Source organism: Pantoea nemavictus (assembly GCF_037479095.1).
GTDB classification, from domain to species: domain Bacteria; phylum Pseudomonadota; class Gammaproteobacteria; order Enterobacterales; family Enterobacteriaceae; genus Pantoea; species Pantoea nemavictus.
Genome location: NZ_JBBGZW010000001.1, coordinates 3,273,290 through 3,290,742, shown reverse-complemented (window position 1 = coordinate 3,290,742; position 17,453 = coordinate 3,273,290). Strand labels below are relative to the sequence as shown.

Sequence of the window (17,453 nt, the reverse complement as noted above, 5' to 3'; positions counted from 1 at the left end):
ATGACGAATAAAGATAACGGCAAAGCATGGCTGAAGCAGGCTACTGCCCTCTGCACTGCAGCCGGGCAGGATTATATCGATGTGCTGGTAGATCAGGCCGGTAGCGTGCAGCCGCTGCAGCAGGCGCTGAACCAGATAACCCCGCCATTACGCTGGTTCGCGCTATTCGAAGGTACGCCGGAAGCCGCAACGGCAGAATATTCGCCGCTGGTAATGCGACTGCACTGGAGCGCCGGCAGCCACCAGCGCTGGCTGGAACAGCTGGTGGAGCATTTCACCGGCTCGCCACGCCTGACGTTACTGCTTTCACCGCTGGCGTTCGATCTGCTGAGCAGCCATCTGCAGGCACTCTCTCAGGTTCACTGGGAAGAGCAAACCGGCTTACTGCGTTACTACGACAACCGCGTGTTTTCCTCTTTGCTGGAACACGTCCAGCCCCCAGAACAGCAGGCGACGTTCACCGATATCGCGCTGTTCTGGAGCTGGCGAGATCGGGATGGCGAGCTAGTGTGGAAAACCGGCACATGGCACCCGGAGCGACAGCTTACTGATGCTCCGGCGATGAATCGCATTAGTGATGCACAGGTTGAGCTGATGGGATGTATCAGCGATGCCGAGGCGCTGATGAAAGAGCGGGCGACTACGTTTGGCTCTCGAGAAGCAGACTTTGCACACTGTTTCGCCATCGCTTTAAAGGCAAGCCGGGAAGGTTATGTGGGCGATCTTATGGATTATAAGGAATGACAGCAATGAAAAGGGAATTATCAATCAAGCTAACTCAGGCATTTTTGCTTGTGATTATTGCGTTGATCTCAGGGTGCTCGAATGCAAAGAGCGATGATGGTTATACCGCTGGCGATCTTCGTGCAGTCAATCATGTCGAGGGACAGGGAATAAATGGCTTTTCGGTTAATGGATACCATGTGCCGGGTTTGGGTGGGGGATATTGCTGCATTATGCTTCCTGAAAAATGGACGTCTGAATTAAAAGCACGTGTTGAGTGGGAGGTGGATCCTAATCCTGGTGAAACTATACCAATGAAGAAAAAAGGATTCGGCTATGAAGATGAAGCTTACGCTCGTCATGCCTCTAATTATCAGCAACGCTATACCATCGTAGATATCCCTGCATATGGCAAAGAGCGCTGTGGTTTGACTGTGCACTTCCTGCCCTGCAATCAGGTGAAGGTAACAACGGTTTGTTCCGGGTATGGCACTGAGAACTATCCGATCAAGGAACCGCTGAACATGAAGGAGCCTGCGTCATGTCCCATGAAATGAGCCTCGCGCTGCCATGTTTCGCACCACCACTGTTTCCGGATGGTGGTCGCCTATTACTAAGTGAAAAGCAGGTTAACGCCAATTATAAAAATCAGATTAAACAGGAAGTCGATTATCGAGCCTGCTTAGCTGAGAAAACAGATAAAAAAGGCAATATTCCCTGCTGTCGGAGCTTAAATATTAGTTTATTTTTCGATGGCACGGGAAATAATGAAGAGAACGATACGCGTATTGCTAAACCCTCTCACCCAACGAATATCGCTAAGTTGTATCATGCGACATATCAAAATGCTGACAGTGATGGCTATTTTCGCTATTACATTCCAGGTGTTGGCACCCCCTTCCCTAAAATTGGTGAAATGGATTATAGCAATGATGGGCTTGCTTTCGCCGCTGGGGGAGAGGATCGAATTAACTGGGCGTTATTAAGATTGGTGGATGCATTAACTTATGCCATTTCTAAAGGAGCCAAACGTCTTGGTGATGGTGTAGCTAAAGGAATTCTGTCGAGCATGCAGGCTCGCGGATCTTTTTCAGGGGAAGTGAACCGACGTAATGTGATTAACCCTTTATTGAAAGCGTTGGATAGTCAGAAAGCGGAAATCCAGCAGCCACATATTCTGGGAGTTAAGCTATTTATATACGGTTTTTCTCGCGGAGCCGCCGAAGCGCGGACTTTTGTTAACTGGTTAACTCAGATCCCCGACCCCAAATTAAAAAGCGAACATCTTATACTTGCTGGTTTGCCAATCAGTATTGAGTTTCTGGGATTACTGGATACGGTAGCATCTGTTGGTGCTGCCCACATCCTGCCGGGTGCCGCAGGTCATATGGGGTGGGCGGATAATAGTCAGCAATTACCTGATGAACGTAAATTTCCGGGATTGATTAAGTGTTGTCGTCATTTCGTTGCCGCGCACGAGCAGCGTTTATGCTTCCCCCTTGACTCAGTCCGTCGCCCAGACGGCAGCTATCCGGCTAATACTCAGGAAGTAATTTACCCGGGAATGCATTCAGATGTTGGTGGCGGTTATCCTCCCGGGGATCAAGGGAAATCATGCGCCGGCACAGGCAAAATATTATCGCAAATTGTTCTTCACGATATGTATGCAGCGGCGTTCGATGCAGGAGCCCCCTTAGCGGTGCCTCCCGAAATCATCACACCAAAAATCAAAGATATTTCACCTTCCCGAGTCATGCTTCCTGCAAGTGTCAGGGAGTTTACTATTGATGAGCAATTGATCAAACGCTTCAACATTTGGCGTCAAACCCTGCTGAACACCACCCTACAAGGCACTGAAGAGATTGATAATAAGCAAGAAGGCTATCGTCCTTACCAGCTTTCTCAGGCGCTTGAAACAGCCCTTATAGATCAGATTGGCTGGATCACCGCCTGGCGCATTGGCCGCTATGCTCATGGCAGTATGCTTCCGCAAGGGGAGAAATTTGCCGATAGTTTCTTCAACAAAGCACCGCAGTTAAAACCTGACGAACTTAAAAAAGAAGCGGAAGATCATAAAACAGCGGTAAGTGAACTTAACGCTCGTCGCGCCGAAGCGAAAAAGAATCGCAAACCGCTCGATGAAAGCTTACAGGGCAAACCCGATCTCGATCCAACCAACGCACAGTATCAATTACGCGAAGCTGCCCGGGAATTTCAGCATGATTACAAGCTGTGGCGACGCGATTTTAATGGTGACTGGAAAGATCAAACCACACAAATTGTCCTGGATGTGATCCCCAAGCATGCCGTCTTCCTGATCAATGGTGATGATGAAGACGCTGAATACGAGCAGATGAAAGCCGATGGCAATCGGCGCTATCCCCAACTGTTTATCGACAAGCTAGGCACCGGTATCCGCACGCAACCTCGTGCCGACCTGCTTGCGCTCTATGATGAGCAAATTCACGATTCCCGCGCCTGGTTTATGCAAAGTGCATTGGGTGGACGCGAGCCCTGGGGCGGTTATTTCCGCTACCGCATGATTTACTGTGGTAACCAGACCAATAAAAATCTTCGCCTGATATCTGTCGAAGGCAAAGTAATCAATGCTGCGCCAACATCCAACAACGTCATCTATTTTATCGAACCCAAAACGGCCTATAACAGCGCCACCTATAAAGTGAAGGATATGGCAACCGGCGCGATTCAGAAGCTGAATCCGCCGGCAGCCACCACGCAACCAGGGGCCGCTGTAGCCCTTGCCCGCTCCGATGTTGTGGCCTCACAACACCAAGCCATGATGATCTCTGCCATCGACATGCTGAAATCATCAGGAGCGAAAGTGGTATGACGCTCAAAAAATTGGTGCGCGTTGGCGATACGCTCAAACCTTACGGCGGCGAAGTGCTCAGCGGCAGTTTCGATGCTTTCGGCAAGTCAGTGGCCTGTGTTAACGATAAAGCGAAATGCAATGAGCACGGCATGACCACCATCATGCAGGGAGCGCCTAACAGCACCGTAAACGGTAAGCCCGTGGCGCTGGATGGCCACCGGTGCGCCTGCGGTTGCACGTTGGTCAGCTCACTGCCGGATATGGATATCTGCGGATGAATCAACCTCCGATCTATGCTGACTATGCCGCCGTTCAACCTGTCCGCTGGCGGCGCTGGTGGGTAACGCTGCCCGGGCTGTTGTTTATCACAGCAATCACTACCATCCTGCTGTGGCCAGAAGGGAAACCGACCCGCTCGCCGCTATTCTGGTTCTGGGCGCTGGTGCTGCCATTGCTGTGCTGGTTGCTGGCGGTGGCATTGCGCTGGCTTATATGGCTGCAAAACACTGATAACAGCCGGACGCACCATGCCGAAACATCGCTGGCGCTGGATGCCTGGTGGCACAAGCGTAGCCAGGCATTACCGGTTGAAACCGTACTGCTGGTGACGCCCGCCGGGGATGACAATGCCGAACATCTGGCGCTGTTGTCGCAACCGCCGGACGCCCCGCAGCCGGGTATCAATGCTGAAGGTTACGCCGTGCTGCGCTGTCCGCTGGTGCTGAACGGCACACGCGATCGCTCTGCGATGCTGGCGGCTTATCTCGCTAACCGCTTAGCAACCCATTTTCGTCAGGCAGCTGAAACACGCCTTATCACCCACTTCTGCTGGCTCGGTGATGATGTAAGCCTGGCAGCCTTTCATGAAACGCTGCTGGCCGAGGGCATGATTTTGCCGGAAGAAATTCTCCGGCTTACGTCACGGACTGGTACTGACACCGTTATCGATCTTATCGCTGAAACTCACCCTGCCCTGCTGCTGTGCGCAGGGAGTGGCGAAGGCGAGCCTGCTGACAAGCAAATCACCGGAGAAGCCGCCTTTGCGTGGCTCTGCTCACCGCGCGGCTCGGCGCTGCTGCACCGTTCAGAGTGTTGGCAGCCAGTGCCCGGTGAAACGGCTGCGCAGGCCGTGTCGCAGCTATCCCGCTACGCCGGGCTGGCTGATGTGCCGGATCGGGTCCTTGCGGCGGATGTCCCAGAGATGGAAGCACTGCTGGATGGCGGCTGGTCTGCTCTGGAGCATGTGCTTGCTCCGTGGCTTGGTAACGCCGGGCAAATCACACCTTTTACGTTACGGTCGCTGGCGCTGCTCTCTGCGCTCAACGGTCAGTCCTGCGGCTGGATCGCCGCAGATCGGGAATCTCGATACATTACAGGAGTTTGTGTTCCCCGTGGAAACTTCACGCACTAACCGGCGGTATTCGCTGTTCAGGCTGATTTGTGGCTATCTGATCGCCATTACCCTGCTGGTACTGATCGGCGCCGGACTGTATTACTTTGCTGGCAGCAGCCTTGATCTGCCTGAAGCTCTGCCGCGTCAGATTGCCTTCTGGTCGCTGATCGTCTGGCTGACGCTGGTGTGGTTCTGCCCGCTGTTTATGCTCGTCTGGCGTTGGCTGGTGCGGCTGCAGGCATGTGAGGTAACAGGTGCAACGGGAACGCAGAAGCCGCGGCCAGCAGACAATCAGAGGGTGCAGGATATTATCAGCCAGATGCGTTTTCAGTATCGATGGCGCTGGCGCAGTCGGGTGCGCATTCTGCTGGTAGTCGGGGATGAGCATCTGGTCGAACAGAGTATTCCAGGGCTGACAACCCAGCACTGGCTGGAGGGACACAATACCTTGCTGCTGTGGCACGGTAGCGCACAGGCGGATCCGCAGCCCGCGCAGCTTCGGGCGTTGCGTAAAATCCGCCGCCAGCTGGCTGATGCGGTGGTCTGGGTGGTCAATGCAGAAGCAGAAATGACGCAGGATCTGCTGGATACCACGGCCCGCCAGATGCAAAAACGCTACAGCCTGTTGGGCCAGGATATCCCGCTGTGGCTGTGGGAACGCCATGCGCCGTCGCTATCAGCATCTCCCGAGCAAGGCATAGGATTTATTATTGCCCCCGATGAGAGTGCAGACGATTATCGCCAGTCGCTTGATGAGCTTGAGCACCAGCTGGTCCAGCGTGGTATGCAACAAACCGACCTTAATCGCCAGCACAGTTTTCCGCTGGAGCTGGCGCGCACATTGCGCAACGGCGGCATCGCGCGCCTGACAAAGACACTGTCGCAACTCTCTGAAGGCGCACGGGCGCTGCCGCTGGCGGGCCTAATACTCAGCCCATCGCTCACATCCGGCAGGGCTTCCCTGCTTCATGCCTGGCAGCCGGGAAAAGCATGGCGGGATTTGCTGGCGCTGCGCTGGCGTAAACCGGTGACTAACGGCGCTTCATGGCAAAAAACGTTGCTGATGCTCTGCTCCTGCCTGCTGGCAGTGTGGATGGCATGCCTGGTGTTTTCATATATTGCTAACCTTCGTCTGCTGCTGGCGGATCAGCATTTTGCAGCTGCGGCAGCGGATACCCGCCAGCCGTTGCATCAGCAGCTGTTCGCGCTGCGGGAATTGCAGAAAGAGATGGAGCGTCTGTAGCACCGTCAGCTGTACGGTGCGCCCTGGTACCTGCGTTTTGGCCTTAGCCAGAACGATGCGTTGCTGCATTTTCTGTGGCAACAGTGGCAGCAGTCAGCCAGGCCGCTGTTGCGTGACGCCTCCGCTCAGCGCCTTACCACGCTAATGAGCGGCTGGCGTAACCTGCCGCCGGACAGTCCGCGACGGGCAGATGATGCCAAACAGATGTATGACCTGCTGAAGGCTTACCTGATGCTGGCGCATCCCGACCAAGCCGATCCGGCATTTTTCAGCACCACGTTGATGGCAATCTGGCAGCAGCGCGATGGCATTATGGACGCCAGCTGGCAAAACAGTGGCGGCGACATGCTGGCCTTTATGATGACCAATCTGCCTGCGCATCCAGAGTGGCGGCTTGAGCCAGATATGCGACTGGTCAGCAGTATGCGTTCGGCGCTGCTGCGCCAGATGGGTGCCAGCAATGCCGAAGCCAATCGCTACCAGAAGCTGCTTGAACACGTGGCACGCGATTATGCCGACATGACGCTCAGCGAGATGGTCAGCGGCACCGACAGCCGCATGCTGTTCAGCACCAATGAAACCGTGCCCGGCATCTTCACCCGTAAAGCGTGGGAGGAGGACATTCAGCCAGCAATTGAGAAAGCGGCGAAGGTGCGCCGGGACGAGATCGATTGGGTACTGAGCGACGGTAAACCGGCCAGCAACAATGATGTCTCTGCGGAAACGCTTAAGACGCGACTGACCGAGCGCTACTTCTCCGATTTCGCCAGCGCCTGGCTGAAATTTCTTAACAGCCTGCAATGGCAGCGGGCAGAGAGCCTATCCGAATCGATTGAACAGCTCACCCTGCTGGCGGATATACGTCAATCACCGTTGATTGCGCTGATGAACACGCTAAATATTCAGGGCCGCACCGGACAAACCGGCGGCGATCTCACCGATTCGCTGGTGAGCTCAGCAAAGCACCTACTCAGTAGCGATAACGAAAAAGGGAATGCTCAGCCACAGGGCGCGCGTGGTCCGCTGGATGCCACTTTTGGACCGCTACTGTCGCTAACCGAGAGTGGCGCGGCGGCAACAGAGAGCCTCAGTCTGCAAACGTTTCTGACCCGCATCACCCGCGTGAGTCTGCGTCTGCAGCAGGTGACCAACGCCCCGGATCCGCAGGCCATGATGCAGTCGCTGGCGCTAACGGTTTTTCAGGGCAAAGCGGTCGATCTTACCGATACCCGCGATTACGGCAACCTGATTGCTGCCAGTCTCGGTCAGGAGTGGAGCGGATTGGGTCAGGCGGTGTTTGTGGAGCCGATGGTACAGGCCTGGGAGCAGGTGCTTAGCCCAACCGCAGAGAGCATTAACCATCAGTGGCAGAACGACATTGTTACTCCCTGGGATGAAGCGTTCGCCGACCGCTATCCGTTTGCTCATCGAGAAAGCGACGTCTCCTTGCCACATCTGGCGCAGTTTTTGCGCACCGATACCGGACGCATTGCGCAGTTTGTTAACCGCCGTTTAGGTGGCCTGCTGCGTCTGGAGGGTGATCGCTGGGTGCCGGATGCCATGCACAGTCAGGGACTGACATTTGATCCCGCTTTTCTCAACGCGCTAAACAAGCTGACGCGCATCGCCAACGTCGCCTTTGTCCGGGGAGACGTGGCGCTGCATTTCCAGATGATGGCAAAACCTTCCCGTGAGGTGGTGGAGTCTGCGCTGACGGTGGATCGCCAGAAGCTGGAATATTTTAACCAGCAAGAGAGCTGGCAAACGCTGAACTGGCCTGACAACCGCTGGCAGCCACAAACGACGCTCACCTGGCGCAGCGCCAAAGCGGGAACCCGCATTTATGCCGATCATCCGGGAAGCTGGGGACTGATCCGCCTGCTGGATAAAGCACGGATTACCGGGTTGGGCGGCAATATTTACCGGGTGGTGTGGCCAACGCCGGATGGACTGGCACTTAACTATCAAATTCGCACGGAGCTGGGTAACGGCCCGCTGGCGCTGCTCGATCTGCGCGGGTTCAGGTTGCCGACGCGCATCTTTGTTTCTGCCACGCCAGATGACGCCGCTTATCAGGGAGATGAACCATGACCTGCCGTTTCTCAAACATGCTGCCGCTCTGCTTTGCGACCATCCTGCTGAGCAGTTGCGGTGCCTGGCAAAAAACTAAACAGGGAACGGCGAGTGTGGCAAAAGCGGTGTTTTATCGACAGGTGGACAGGTTGCATCTGACTTTCAACGCCCGCGCCGCGATCAATCAGGATGATGCTCACCACGCCATGCCACTGCGTTTAGGTATTTTCCAGCTCAGCGAACGTCAGATTTTCGATAACACCGAATACCACGATCTGCTCACGCAGCCAGACATTGTGCTGAAAGAGAGCCTGGTCGCGCAGCGACAACTCAGCGTAATGCCAGGGCAAAGCATCACTCTGGCTATGCCGATGGAGCAACAGGCGCAGTTTGTGGCGATAGTTGGCCTGTTCCGCCAGCCTGACAGAGAGCGTGGTACATGGAAGCGGGTACTAAGCCGCGATGATCTTGATGCGGATACACCGCGCACGATTGAAGTAAGGGATAACACCCTGAATTTGGATTCATTGAAGTAACACTTCAATTTCACAAGGCAGGAGCCATAACGTGACGCTATACGATATAAAACCTAAATTTCAGAATCTGTTAAGACCCACAGTGGTGAAGTTACACGCCCAAGGCATTACTGCCAACCAGGTGACGCTATTTGCCATGCTTACCTCGGTGGCGTTAGGTGCATTACTGATCTGTTTCCCCGATCCGCGCTGGTTTATCACTCTGCCGATATTCCTGTTGGTCCGCATGGCGTTAAACGCCATTGATGGCATGTTAGCCAGGGAGTTCCACCAGCAATCCACTGCAGGCGCAATCCTCAATGAAGTGGGTGACGTTATCTCTGACGCCGCACTCTATCTGGCATTTGCCTTTATTCCCGGCATCTCACCCGGGTTAGTGGTGCTGGTGGTACTGTTCGCCTGGCTCACAGAATTCTGTGGAGTGATTGGCCAGACGCTGAACGGCACCCGCAGCTACCGGGGACCGCTGGGCAAAAGCGATCGTGCGTTTATCTTCGGTGCAGTTGCCTTGGTTATTGCGCTGTGGCCGCAGTATCTCGAATGGGTAAACGCGGTCTTTGCCCTCTCAGCCCTGCTGCTATGCTGGACTTGCCTCAATCGCTGCCGCAGTGCGATGGAGGCAAAAAATGTCTGAATCTACACGCCTTCTCTACTACTGCCTGGGCGGCATTTTCGCCGTGCTCATGCTGGCAACATGCGTGACTTATGTGCTGAAAAAATATCGTCCACAACGCAACTGGCTGGAATTGCAGCAGCGCGTCCACAGCTGGTGGGTGATTATTTGCCTGTTTGCACTGGCGATGCTGTCAACGAAATGGCTGGCGCTGGTTTTCTTTGGCTTTATCAGCTTCCTCGCGTTGAAAGAGTATCTGACGCTGGCGCCAACGCGGCGTTCGGACAGCATGCCCCTGCTCTGGATGTTCGCTGCCATCCCGCTGCAATATCTCTGGGTCGACATGGCCTGGTACGGCATGTTCATTATCTTTATTCCGGTCTACGTCTTTCTGTTCCTGCCGGCGCGTATGGTGATCGCCGGAGATACAAACGGTTTTCTGCACTCCGCATCGGTAATGCACTGGGGCATGATGACCACGGTGTTTGCTCTGAGCCACGTTGCCTACCTGATGACCTTACCCGGCGCGGATGCCAGCGCCGGTGCTCTGCTGGTTATTTTCCTCGTGGCCCTGACTGAGCTGAATGATATTGCGCAGTACCTGTGGGGGAAATCGCTGGGCAGGATCAAGGTGACACCCAACGTCAGCCCGAACAAAACCCTCGCCGGACTGCTCGGTGGCCTATTCACCACCACGTTACTGGCTGTCATTTTCGGTCCGCTCATGACGCAGATGGATCACCTGCATTCCCTGGCGGCTGGGCTGATTTTGGCTATGAGCGGATTCTGCGGTGATGTAGTGATGTCGGCCATCAAGCGCGATTTTGGGGTCAAAGACTCCGGTAAGTTATTGCCCGGACACGGCGGCATTCTGGATCGGCTAGATTCCCTCATCTACACCGCGCCGCTGTTCTTCCACTTCTATTACTACTTCTACCTGTAAGGGGCGCGCATGAACCCTATGTTGCGTTGGATTTTTACACTTTGCATTGCCTATCCGCTGGTGTTGATTTGGCTGGGTGTGGCGGTGGCCAATCGCAGAAAATTACCTAAAACAGGCCCGGCGATCATCGTGGCAAACCACAATAGCCACCTCGATGTACTGACGCTATTCACCCTTTTCCCCCTCTCAACGTTGGTGAACGTGCAGCCCGTGGCAGCGGCCGATTACTTCCTGAAAAACAAAGTGATTGGCTGGTTTGCCCTTAAGGTGATTGGCATCATCCCGGTTTATCGCGGGTCGCATCAGGCCAATCCGCTGCAGGCCTGCATTGATGCCCTGGCTGAAAAGAAAATTGTCATTATTTTCCCGGAAGGCACGCGCGGAGAGCCGGGCAAATTCTCTGAAATCAAATCCGGTATCTGGCATCTCAGCCAGCAATGTCCGGATGTACCGATTATTCCGGTCTATATGCACGGGCTAGATCGCTCAATGGGTAAAGGCCAAAAAATCCCGGTGCCGTTCTTTATCGATATCTATATCGATGATCCGCTTCGTTTTCAGGACAACAAAGCTGCGTTTAAAGCCGCGTTATTAAACCGTTTCGTCGAATTACAACTGCAAGCAACAAGGAAATGATCATGAGCCAGGAAGCACGCTTATTTGTAGAGAGTTCGTTTTTAACCAGCGATGGTGCATCACTCTTTTTTCGACACTGGCCTGCGCAAGATAGCCAGAGCAAAAAAGTGATTGTGCTATTTCATCGCGGACACGAGCACTCAGGGCGCTTACAGCATGTTGTCGATGAGTTAGACATGCCTGACACCCATTTTTACGCCTGGGATGCGCGCGGTCACGGCCAGTCGCCAGGCGCGCGCGGTTATAGCCCAAGCCTTGCCCGTTCAGTGCAGGATGTCGATGAGTTCGTGCGCTTTGTGGCGGAGTCGGCGCAGGTCAGCATGGAGGACATCGTCGTCATCGCGCAAAGCGTCGGTGCCGTGCTGGTCGCCACCTGGGTACATGATTACGCGCCGAAAATTCGCGGCATGGTGCTGGCTTCACCCGCGTTTAAGGTGAAGCTGTACGTTCCTTTTGCCCGCCCTGGTTTACGTCTGCAGCAACGCATGCGCGGCCTGTTCTACGTTAACTCCTACGTCAAAGGTAAATTCCTCAGTCACGATGCTGAACGCATCGCCAGCTTTGAGCAGGATAAGCTTATTACCCGCCAGATCGCGGTGAATTTCCTGCTGGATCTGTATAGAACGGCTGAGCGTATCGTGTCTGACTCTGCCGCGATCACCGTACCCACGCAACTGCTGATCTCCGGCGATGACTTTGTGGTGCATGCCGAGCCGCAGAAAAAATTCTTCCGGGGTTTGCGCAGCGCGGTTAAAGAGCAACATATTTTGCCGGGCTTTTATCACGACACGCTGGGTGAAAAAGATCGCCAACTTGCCTTCGATAAAATGAAGTCGTTTATCGAAACGCTCTACAGCACCGCACCTTACGCGTTCGATTACAGTCATGAAGACCAATGGAGTCCGGGCGCTGATGCCTATCGTGAACTACAGGCACCGCCTCATCGCCGCTCGCTGCAAGGCCTGTTTTACGCCTCGTTGAGCTCCGGCATGAAAACCTTCGGCAGGTTATCTAAAGGCATGCGGCTGGGATATGAAACCGGCTTTGATTCCGGCAGCACGCTTGACTATGTCTACCGTAATTCCGCCGAAGGAACGGGTGTTCTCGGTCGCATCATCGATCGCCATTATCTCAATAGCATCGGCTGGCGTGGCATCCGAGCGCGTAAGGAAAATATCCAGCAGGTAATTGCCCTGGCGGTGGCGAAACTGCATGAGAGCAACATGCCGGTTCACGTGGTAGATATTGCCGCTGGGCATGGCCGCTACGTGCTTGATGCGCTGGAGAAGCAGCCTGATATTGAAAGCATTTTGCTGCGCGACTACAGCGAACTGAATGTGGAAAAAGGACAGGCGCTGATCGATGAGCGCAACTTAGGCCATCTCGCGCAGTTCAAAAAAGGCAATGCTTTTGATTACGACTCGCTCGCCACTCTCGCCCCGGCTCCAACGTTGGGTATTGTTTCCGGGCTTTATGAACTGTTCCCGAGCAATGCGTTAATTAAAACGTCGTTAGCGGGGCTTGCGGCAGCCATTCCTCCTGGCGGCGTGCTGGTTTATACCGGGCAGCCGTGGCACCCGCAGCTCAAAACGATTGCCTGGACCTTAACCAGCCATCAGAACGGCATTCCCTGGCTGATGCGCGTGCGTAGCCAGCTAGAGATGGACACGCTGGTTGAACAAGCCGGATTCGAGAAGTGCCACCAGATTATTGATGAGTTTGGCATCTTCACCGTGTCGCTGGCGGTAAGAGAGCAGCATGACTGAATCGTCGCTGACTCAGCGCCCACATAGCCTCTGGAAACAGGGGCTTGGCTGGCTACTGCTGCTGGGCCCGCTGTTTTTTCTCAGTTACGGCCAGGTCAATACCTTCACCGCCACCCGGGAGGATATCGGCAGCGTGGTATTGAGCTGGGAGCGGGCGATACCGTTTGTTCCCTGGACCATCGTGCCCTACTGGAGCATTGACCTGCTGTACGGCATTTCACTGTTTATCTGCACCTCAAAACAGGAGCTGATGCGCCACGGCTATCGACTGCTTACGGCATCGCTGGTGGCGTGCGCGGCGTTCTTACTGTTTCCGCTGAAATTCACCTTTACGCGCCCGGAAACACAGGGCGCCTTTGGCTGGTTGTTCCACCAGCTGGAGCAGTTTGACCTGCCCTATAACCAGGCGCCATCGCTGCACATCATTCTGACCTGGCTACTCTGGTTACGCTTCCGCCAGCACCTGAATCGCAAGGCGAGAGTTGTCGCAGGCAGCTGGTTTGTGCTGATTGCCATCTCGGTGCTCACGACCTGGCAGCACCATTTCATTGATGTGATCAGTGGATATGGGGTTGCGGTCATCATCAGCTACGCCATCCCGATTGAAGGGCGATGGCGCTGGCAGCCTCCTTCACCGCACGCTCAGCGTCTCGCCGTTAAATACTGCCTCGGCGGATTACTGTTTTTACTGGCGGGAATGAACATTCCCTATGGCTATCTGCTGTTGTGGCCCGGCATCGCACTACTGATAGTAGCGGCGGGTTATGCCGGATTGGGCGTGACGATATTCCAAAAAAACAGCAGCGGCAGCCTGTCTCTTTCCGCGCGCTTACTGATGTTGCCTTATCTGACAGGCGCAGCGATCTCCCGCTGCTGGTTCTCCCGCCACATGGCTAAAAGCAGTGTCATTTTTACCGGCGTAGCGCTGGGTAGATTTCCCGGTAAGGCGGAACGGCATATCGCAGTTTTCGACCTGACAGCCGAATTCCACCAAGGCAACCGAAGGGCACAGCGCTGGCAAGCTTACCCGCTGATGGATCTGCTGGTGCCAGAGATTGAGGATATGCGCCATGCGGTAAGGCAACTCCGCCAGCTGTGCCAAACGTATGACAAGGTGCTGGTTTGCTGTGCCCTGGGTTTATCGCGCAGTGCGACGGTAGTTGCAGCCTGGCTGCTGGCTGAGGGGCACGTTGCGTCAGTTGCTGAGGCTGTTGAAATGATTCAAGCCAGACGCCCACAGATTGTCCTCACGCCCGCCCACCTCAAGGCTCTGGAAGCTTTTAGCAAGGAGCAGTTATGTCAGACAACAGCATGACGAACCGGATTGTGCAAATCCATCTCGCCAGCTGGCGCTACGTCGCCGCCTTAACGCTACCACCGCTGGCGCTGATGTTTCACCTCATCACCTTCGCGCTAAGCGTACCGTTAATGGTGCTGTTTTTAATTACGCACTATTACTGCTGGCGCTTATGGCTGGATGAGCGGCTTTTCTCACTACTCAACGACGACAAGGATCTTGCCGAATTTGATCAAGGCATGGCGCATCTGTGGCGGCAAAAAACTTCCAGCACCCGCTCTCTGCCGGATCGCTGGCGGGGAACGCGCACCTTTTTTTATCGAACCCTGCTCTCTCTGTTGCTGCTGTGGCTGATTTCACTCTGCTCACTGCTTTATCTGACATTGATGCCGGTTGATTAGGTGAGCCATGAACGATCACGACTTTCTCAACTATTTCGACAGCGAAATGCGCTATCTGAAATCAGCGGCGCAAGAGTTTGCTGAACAGCATCCGCAGGCGGCTCGTCGTCTCGGCATTGACGGAACGTCGCTGAAGATGGATGAGTCTGTAGAGCAGCTCTTCCAGGGATTTTCGTTGCTGATGGCGCAGATGCGCCGCAAGATTGATGATGATATCCCTGAACTGACGGAGCCACTGCTTGGGCATCTGCTGCCCGTGGTAAACCGCACGCTACCATCGATGGCGATCGTTGAACTCACGCCAGATACCATCGCCCAGGTACGTGATGCCGTGCTGCCGGAAGGCACTACGCTGTTGACCCGCCCGATGGATATAACCGGCCTGCGCTGCCCCTATCGCACCACCGATGCGCTCAAGCTGCATCCGCTGACGCTGGGCGAGATAACGGCGCCCTTCCATCCCGATGGGCACCAGATGATCTGCCTGCGGTTTGCTCTCAGTTCACAGGCAGATCCGAGCCAGATCGATCTCAGCGATATCCCGCTTTATATCCACGGAGATCGCCCGGTGCAGTCGCTGATGTATCAGGCTCTGAGCAACCAGATTGAACGGATCACGGTTCGCCTGCCGCAGAGTGATAACTGCGATCCACAACCCTTTACTGGCGACATCCGCGCCCGCTGGCAGCAGCACTGGCACTCAGTGTGGCCGGAAAGCGACAGCCCAGCCTTGTGCGGCGAAGTGCGTCCGCTGCTGGAATATTTCAGTTTTCCCGCGCGCTATGCGTTCTTTACCCTTTCCGGGCTTAACACGCTGCCCTTTAGTGAAAGCTGCAGGGAGGCGATACTCGAAATCCATTTGAGACAGCCACTTCCGCGCGACATCCCGGTGCCGCAAGATGTGCTGCGCATTCACTGCGTTCCGGTTATCAACCTGTTTTCTCTCAACGCAGAGCCGCTGAAAGTGCAGCCTGCGGTGCTGGATTATCGCCTACGACCACACCGGCTGGGCGATCAGCATACGGAGATCTACAGCGTGGATGCGGTGGCCGCCAGTGAAAAGCTGGATAAGCGGCGTTATGTGCCGTATCGACACTTCCGGCAAAAAGGCGGCATGCTGCAACACAAAGCGTCGTGGCCGGAGCGTTATTTCCATACGCGCATCTGGCGTGGCGTCAGCGGTCTTTATGAAACCCTGCTGATGCTGGGTGGCGATGCCAGCGAGGCTGACCGAACTCAGGAAGATGCCACGCTGTTTATGAACATCACCTGCACCAACGGCAATTATCCCCGTATGGCGCTGGAGAAAGCGGTATTTGATGGCAGCGCAGTGATCGGCAACCTGGCTGTGCGGTGCAGTACACGACAGCCCCCTTCCATGCCCTATTATCCGCCAACCACGCAACTTTATCAGTGGCACCTGATATCGCTGCTGCATCCCCGCGCCCTGAGCCAGATGATTAGCAATGCCGAAAACCTGCGGGCCGTGATGTCGCTATTTAACTGGAGCGACGAGGAGAACAACCGCCGACGCATCAATGGTATCCGTCACGTTAGCTGGCAGCAGGACTATAACGCCTTATATCACTGGCACGGCGTGCGTATCCGCGTGCTGCTGGATGAGACAATGTTTAGCGGCACCGGCGATGCCCGATTGTTCTGCGAACTGCTGGAGCAGTTCTTCACCCAGTACGCCAGCGTCATCCGCTTTACCCAGCTGACGGTGCTGCTGAACGCCTCGGGCACCGAATGGGCCTGGCCGGAGCGGCGAATTAACAGGGTATTGATGTGACAGACGACAACAAACAAAACCGTTCACCTCTGCCGCCGTTCTGGCTGGACGCCAACGGCGATGATCAGACGGCGCGGTTTAACTTTTACCGCTTCTGCCAACTGCTAGAACAGGCAACCCATAGCCGCCTGGGCACGGGCCGTACGCCGGAATGTGATCCGGTGCGCTTTCGCCCCAACCCGCGTCTGGGCTTTCCCGCCGGCGAGCTAAAGCGCACGGAAATCGACGCCGATAATCCTGATGCGCCGCCCACCGTTAGAACACATTTCCTCGGCTTGTACGGCGTGGATTCGCCGCTGCCCACCACCATCATTGATGATATTAATCAGGCCCGTGACGGCGCCGACGCAATGGCAGCGTTTCTGGATATCTTCAATCACCGGCTAATGACGCAGTTTTATCGCATCTGGCGCAAATACAGTTATCCGACCACTTTTGCGCCCGGCGGTACCGATGCTATTTCAAAGAGCCTGATGGCGTTGACAGGCATTGCCCATAGCCACGAGCTGCCATCTTCACGCTTACTGGCGATACTGCAACCGCTGCTGCATACCACACACACTGCTGAAGGTATTGCGGCGGTGATCAACAGCCAGGCACCCAATACTCACGTTGAAGTGTTCGCGCATCATGCGGTGAGGATGCCGGTAGCAAAGCGCGCCCAGCTCTCGCTGCGTGGCGGTTTGTCACTCGACCAGAACCCGGTGCTGGGGGATGAGATCTGTGTGGCTGGTTATTGTTCGCGGGTTGAGCTTTTGACCGACGATCTTGATGAAGTGAAGGGCTGGATGCCTAATGGGCAACTCAGGCAGGATGTGATGACGCTACTGCGGACGTATCTGGGGTGCGATTATGATCTGCGGTTTTGGCTGACGATGCCTACTAAACTGCTGCCGCTGCCAAGGTTGGGGGCTGATGGATTATTTAATGGGTACAACATGATGCTGGGGTTGAGGGAGGATAATCTGCATGAGATGCCGGAAATAGTGCGCATCATGATAGGACGGTTACGTGAGGAAAATGGGGTGATTGGATGAATGGGATAAGGATAGCCTCAAATCAAATTTTCGCGCTGAAAGTAATCTTGATGATAGGCCAGATGTGATGAGGCAAATAGAGAATGTGTAGGGGAAAATTTCCGCCAGTGTGATTCCAAACTATGTTCATCATTATTTTTTAAGACAGTAAATCATTTTAGTTTTAC

16 protein-coding genes are annotated in these 17,453 nt (G+C 54.8%); all 16 read left to right on the top strand.

Features of this window, described 5'->3' with window-relative positions; all coding sequences use genetic code 11:
* From WH298_RS15025 to tssG, 16 genes are read left to right on the top strand one after another with little or no spacing between them, the layout of a single operon-like run.
* Positions 1-744, top strand: a complete 744-nt coding sequence (locus WH298_RS15025) for a toxin Tle1 chaperone Tla1 (protein WP_180823228.1) — start codon at positions 1-3, stop codon at positions 742-744.
* Between the two features lie 5 nt (positions 745-749).
* Complete coding sequence (locus WH298_RS15020; protein WP_180823227.1) at positions 750-1,280, top strand: Tli1a family immunity protein; 531 nt, start codon at positions 750-752, stop codon at positions 1,278-1,280.
* The gene (locus WH298_RS15015) at positions 1,265-3,574 is read left to right on the top strand and encodes a T6SS phospholipase effector Tle1-like catalytic domain-containing protein (RefSeq protein ID WP_180823226.1); all 2,310 of its coding nucleotides are present in this window, start codon (positions 1,265-1,267) and stop codon (positions 3,572-3,574) included. The genes WH298_RS15020 and WH298_RS15015 overlap by 16 nt, the downstream gene beginning before the upstream one ends.
* Complete coding sequence (locus tag WH298_RS15010; RefSeq protein ID WP_180823225.1) at positions 3,571-3,834, top strand: PAAR domain-containing protein; 264 nt, start codon at positions 3,571-3,573, stop codon at positions 3,832-3,834. The genes WH298_RS15015 and WH298_RS15010 overlap by 4 nt, the downstream gene beginning before the upstream one ends.
* Positions 3,831-4,967, top strand: coding sequence for a hypothetical protein (locus WH298_RS15005; RefSeq protein WP_180823224.1), 1,137 nt, complete (start codon positions 3,831-3,833; stop codon positions 4,965-4,967). The genes WH298_RS15010 and WH298_RS15005 overlap by 4 nt, the downstream gene beginning before the upstream one ends.
* Positions 4,948-6,192: a hypothetical protein gene (locus WH298_RS15000; RefSeq protein WP_238344437.1), complete on the top strand. Its 1,245-nt coding sequence runs from the start codon at positions 4,948-4,950 to the stop codon at positions 6,190-6,192. The genes WH298_RS15005 and WH298_RS15000 overlap by 20 nt, the downstream gene beginning before the upstream one ends.
* Positions 6,193-6,201: 9 nt before the next feature.
* Positions 6,202-8,283, top strand: a complete 2,082-nt coding sequence (locus WH298_RS14995; RefSeq protein WP_255438356.1) for an ImcF-related family protein — start codon at positions 6,202-6,204, stop codon at positions 8,281-8,283.
* Positions 8,280-8,801, top strand: coding sequence for a type VI secretion system lipoprotein TssJ (tssJ, locus tag WH298_RS14990; RefSeq protein ID WP_180823223.1), 522 nt, complete (start codon positions 8,280-8,282; stop codon positions 8,799-8,801). Before WH298_RS14995 ends, tssJ begins: the two co-directional genes overlap by 4 nt.
* Positions 8,802-8,832: 31 nt before the next feature.
* Complete coding sequence (locus tag WH298_RS14985; RefSeq protein WP_180823222.1) at positions 8,833-9,435, top strand: CDP-alcohol phosphatidyltransferase family protein; 603 nt, start codon at positions 8,833-8,835, stop codon at positions 9,433-9,435.
* The gene (locus WH298_RS14980; RefSeq protein WP_180823221.1) at positions 9,428-10,357 is read left to right on the top strand and encodes a phosphatidate cytidylyltransferase; all 930 of its coding nucleotides are present in this window, start codon (positions 9,428-9,430) and stop codon (positions 10,355-10,357) included. The genes WH298_RS14985 and WH298_RS14980 overlap by 8 nt, the downstream gene beginning before the upstream one ends.
* 9 nt (positions 10,358-10,366) lie before the next feature.
* A complete protein-coding gene (locus tag WH298_RS14975) occupies positions 10,367-10,993 on the top strand; it encodes a lysophospholipid acyltransferase family protein (RefSeq protein WP_180823220.1) in 627 nt (208 codons plus the stop codon).
* Between the two features lie 2 nt (positions 10,994-10,995).
* Positions 10,996-12,759, top strand: coding sequence for a bifunctional alpha/beta hydrolase/class I SAM-dependent methyltransferase (locus WH298_RS14970; RefSeq protein WP_180823219.1), 1,764 nt, complete (start codon positions 10,996-10,998; stop codon positions 12,757-12,759).
* Positions 12,752-14,074: a phosphatase PAP2/dual specificity phosphatase family protein gene (locus tag WH298_RS14965; protein WP_180823218.1), complete on the top strand. Its 1,323-nt coding sequence runs from the start codon at positions 12,752-12,754 to the stop codon at positions 14,072-14,074. Before WH298_RS14970 ends, WH298_RS14965 begins: the two co-directional genes overlap by 8 nt.
* On the top strand, positions 14,056-14,457 hold the full coding sequence (locus WH298_RS14960; protein WP_180823217.1) for a hypothetical protein: 402 nt from the start codon (positions 14,056-14,058) through the stop codon (positions 14,455-14,457). Before WH298_RS14965 ends, WH298_RS14960 begins: the two co-directional genes overlap by 19 nt.
* Before the next feature lie 7 nt (positions 14,458-14,464).
* Positions 14,465-16,249 (top strand): type VI secretion system baseplate subunit TssF, encoded by a 1,785-nt coding sequence (gene tssF, locus WH298_RS14955; RefSeq protein WP_180823216.1) that lies wholly within the window; start codon positions 14,465-14,467, stop codon positions 16,247-16,249.
* On the top strand, positions 16,246-17,286 hold the full coding sequence (tssG, locus tag WH298_RS14950) for a type VI secretion system baseplate subunit TssG (protein ID WP_180823215.1): 1,041 nt from the start codon (positions 16,246-16,248) through the stop codon (positions 17,284-17,286). Before tssF ends, tssG begins: the two co-directional genes overlap by 4 nt.
* Positions 17,287-17,453: the final 167 nt, after the last annotated feature.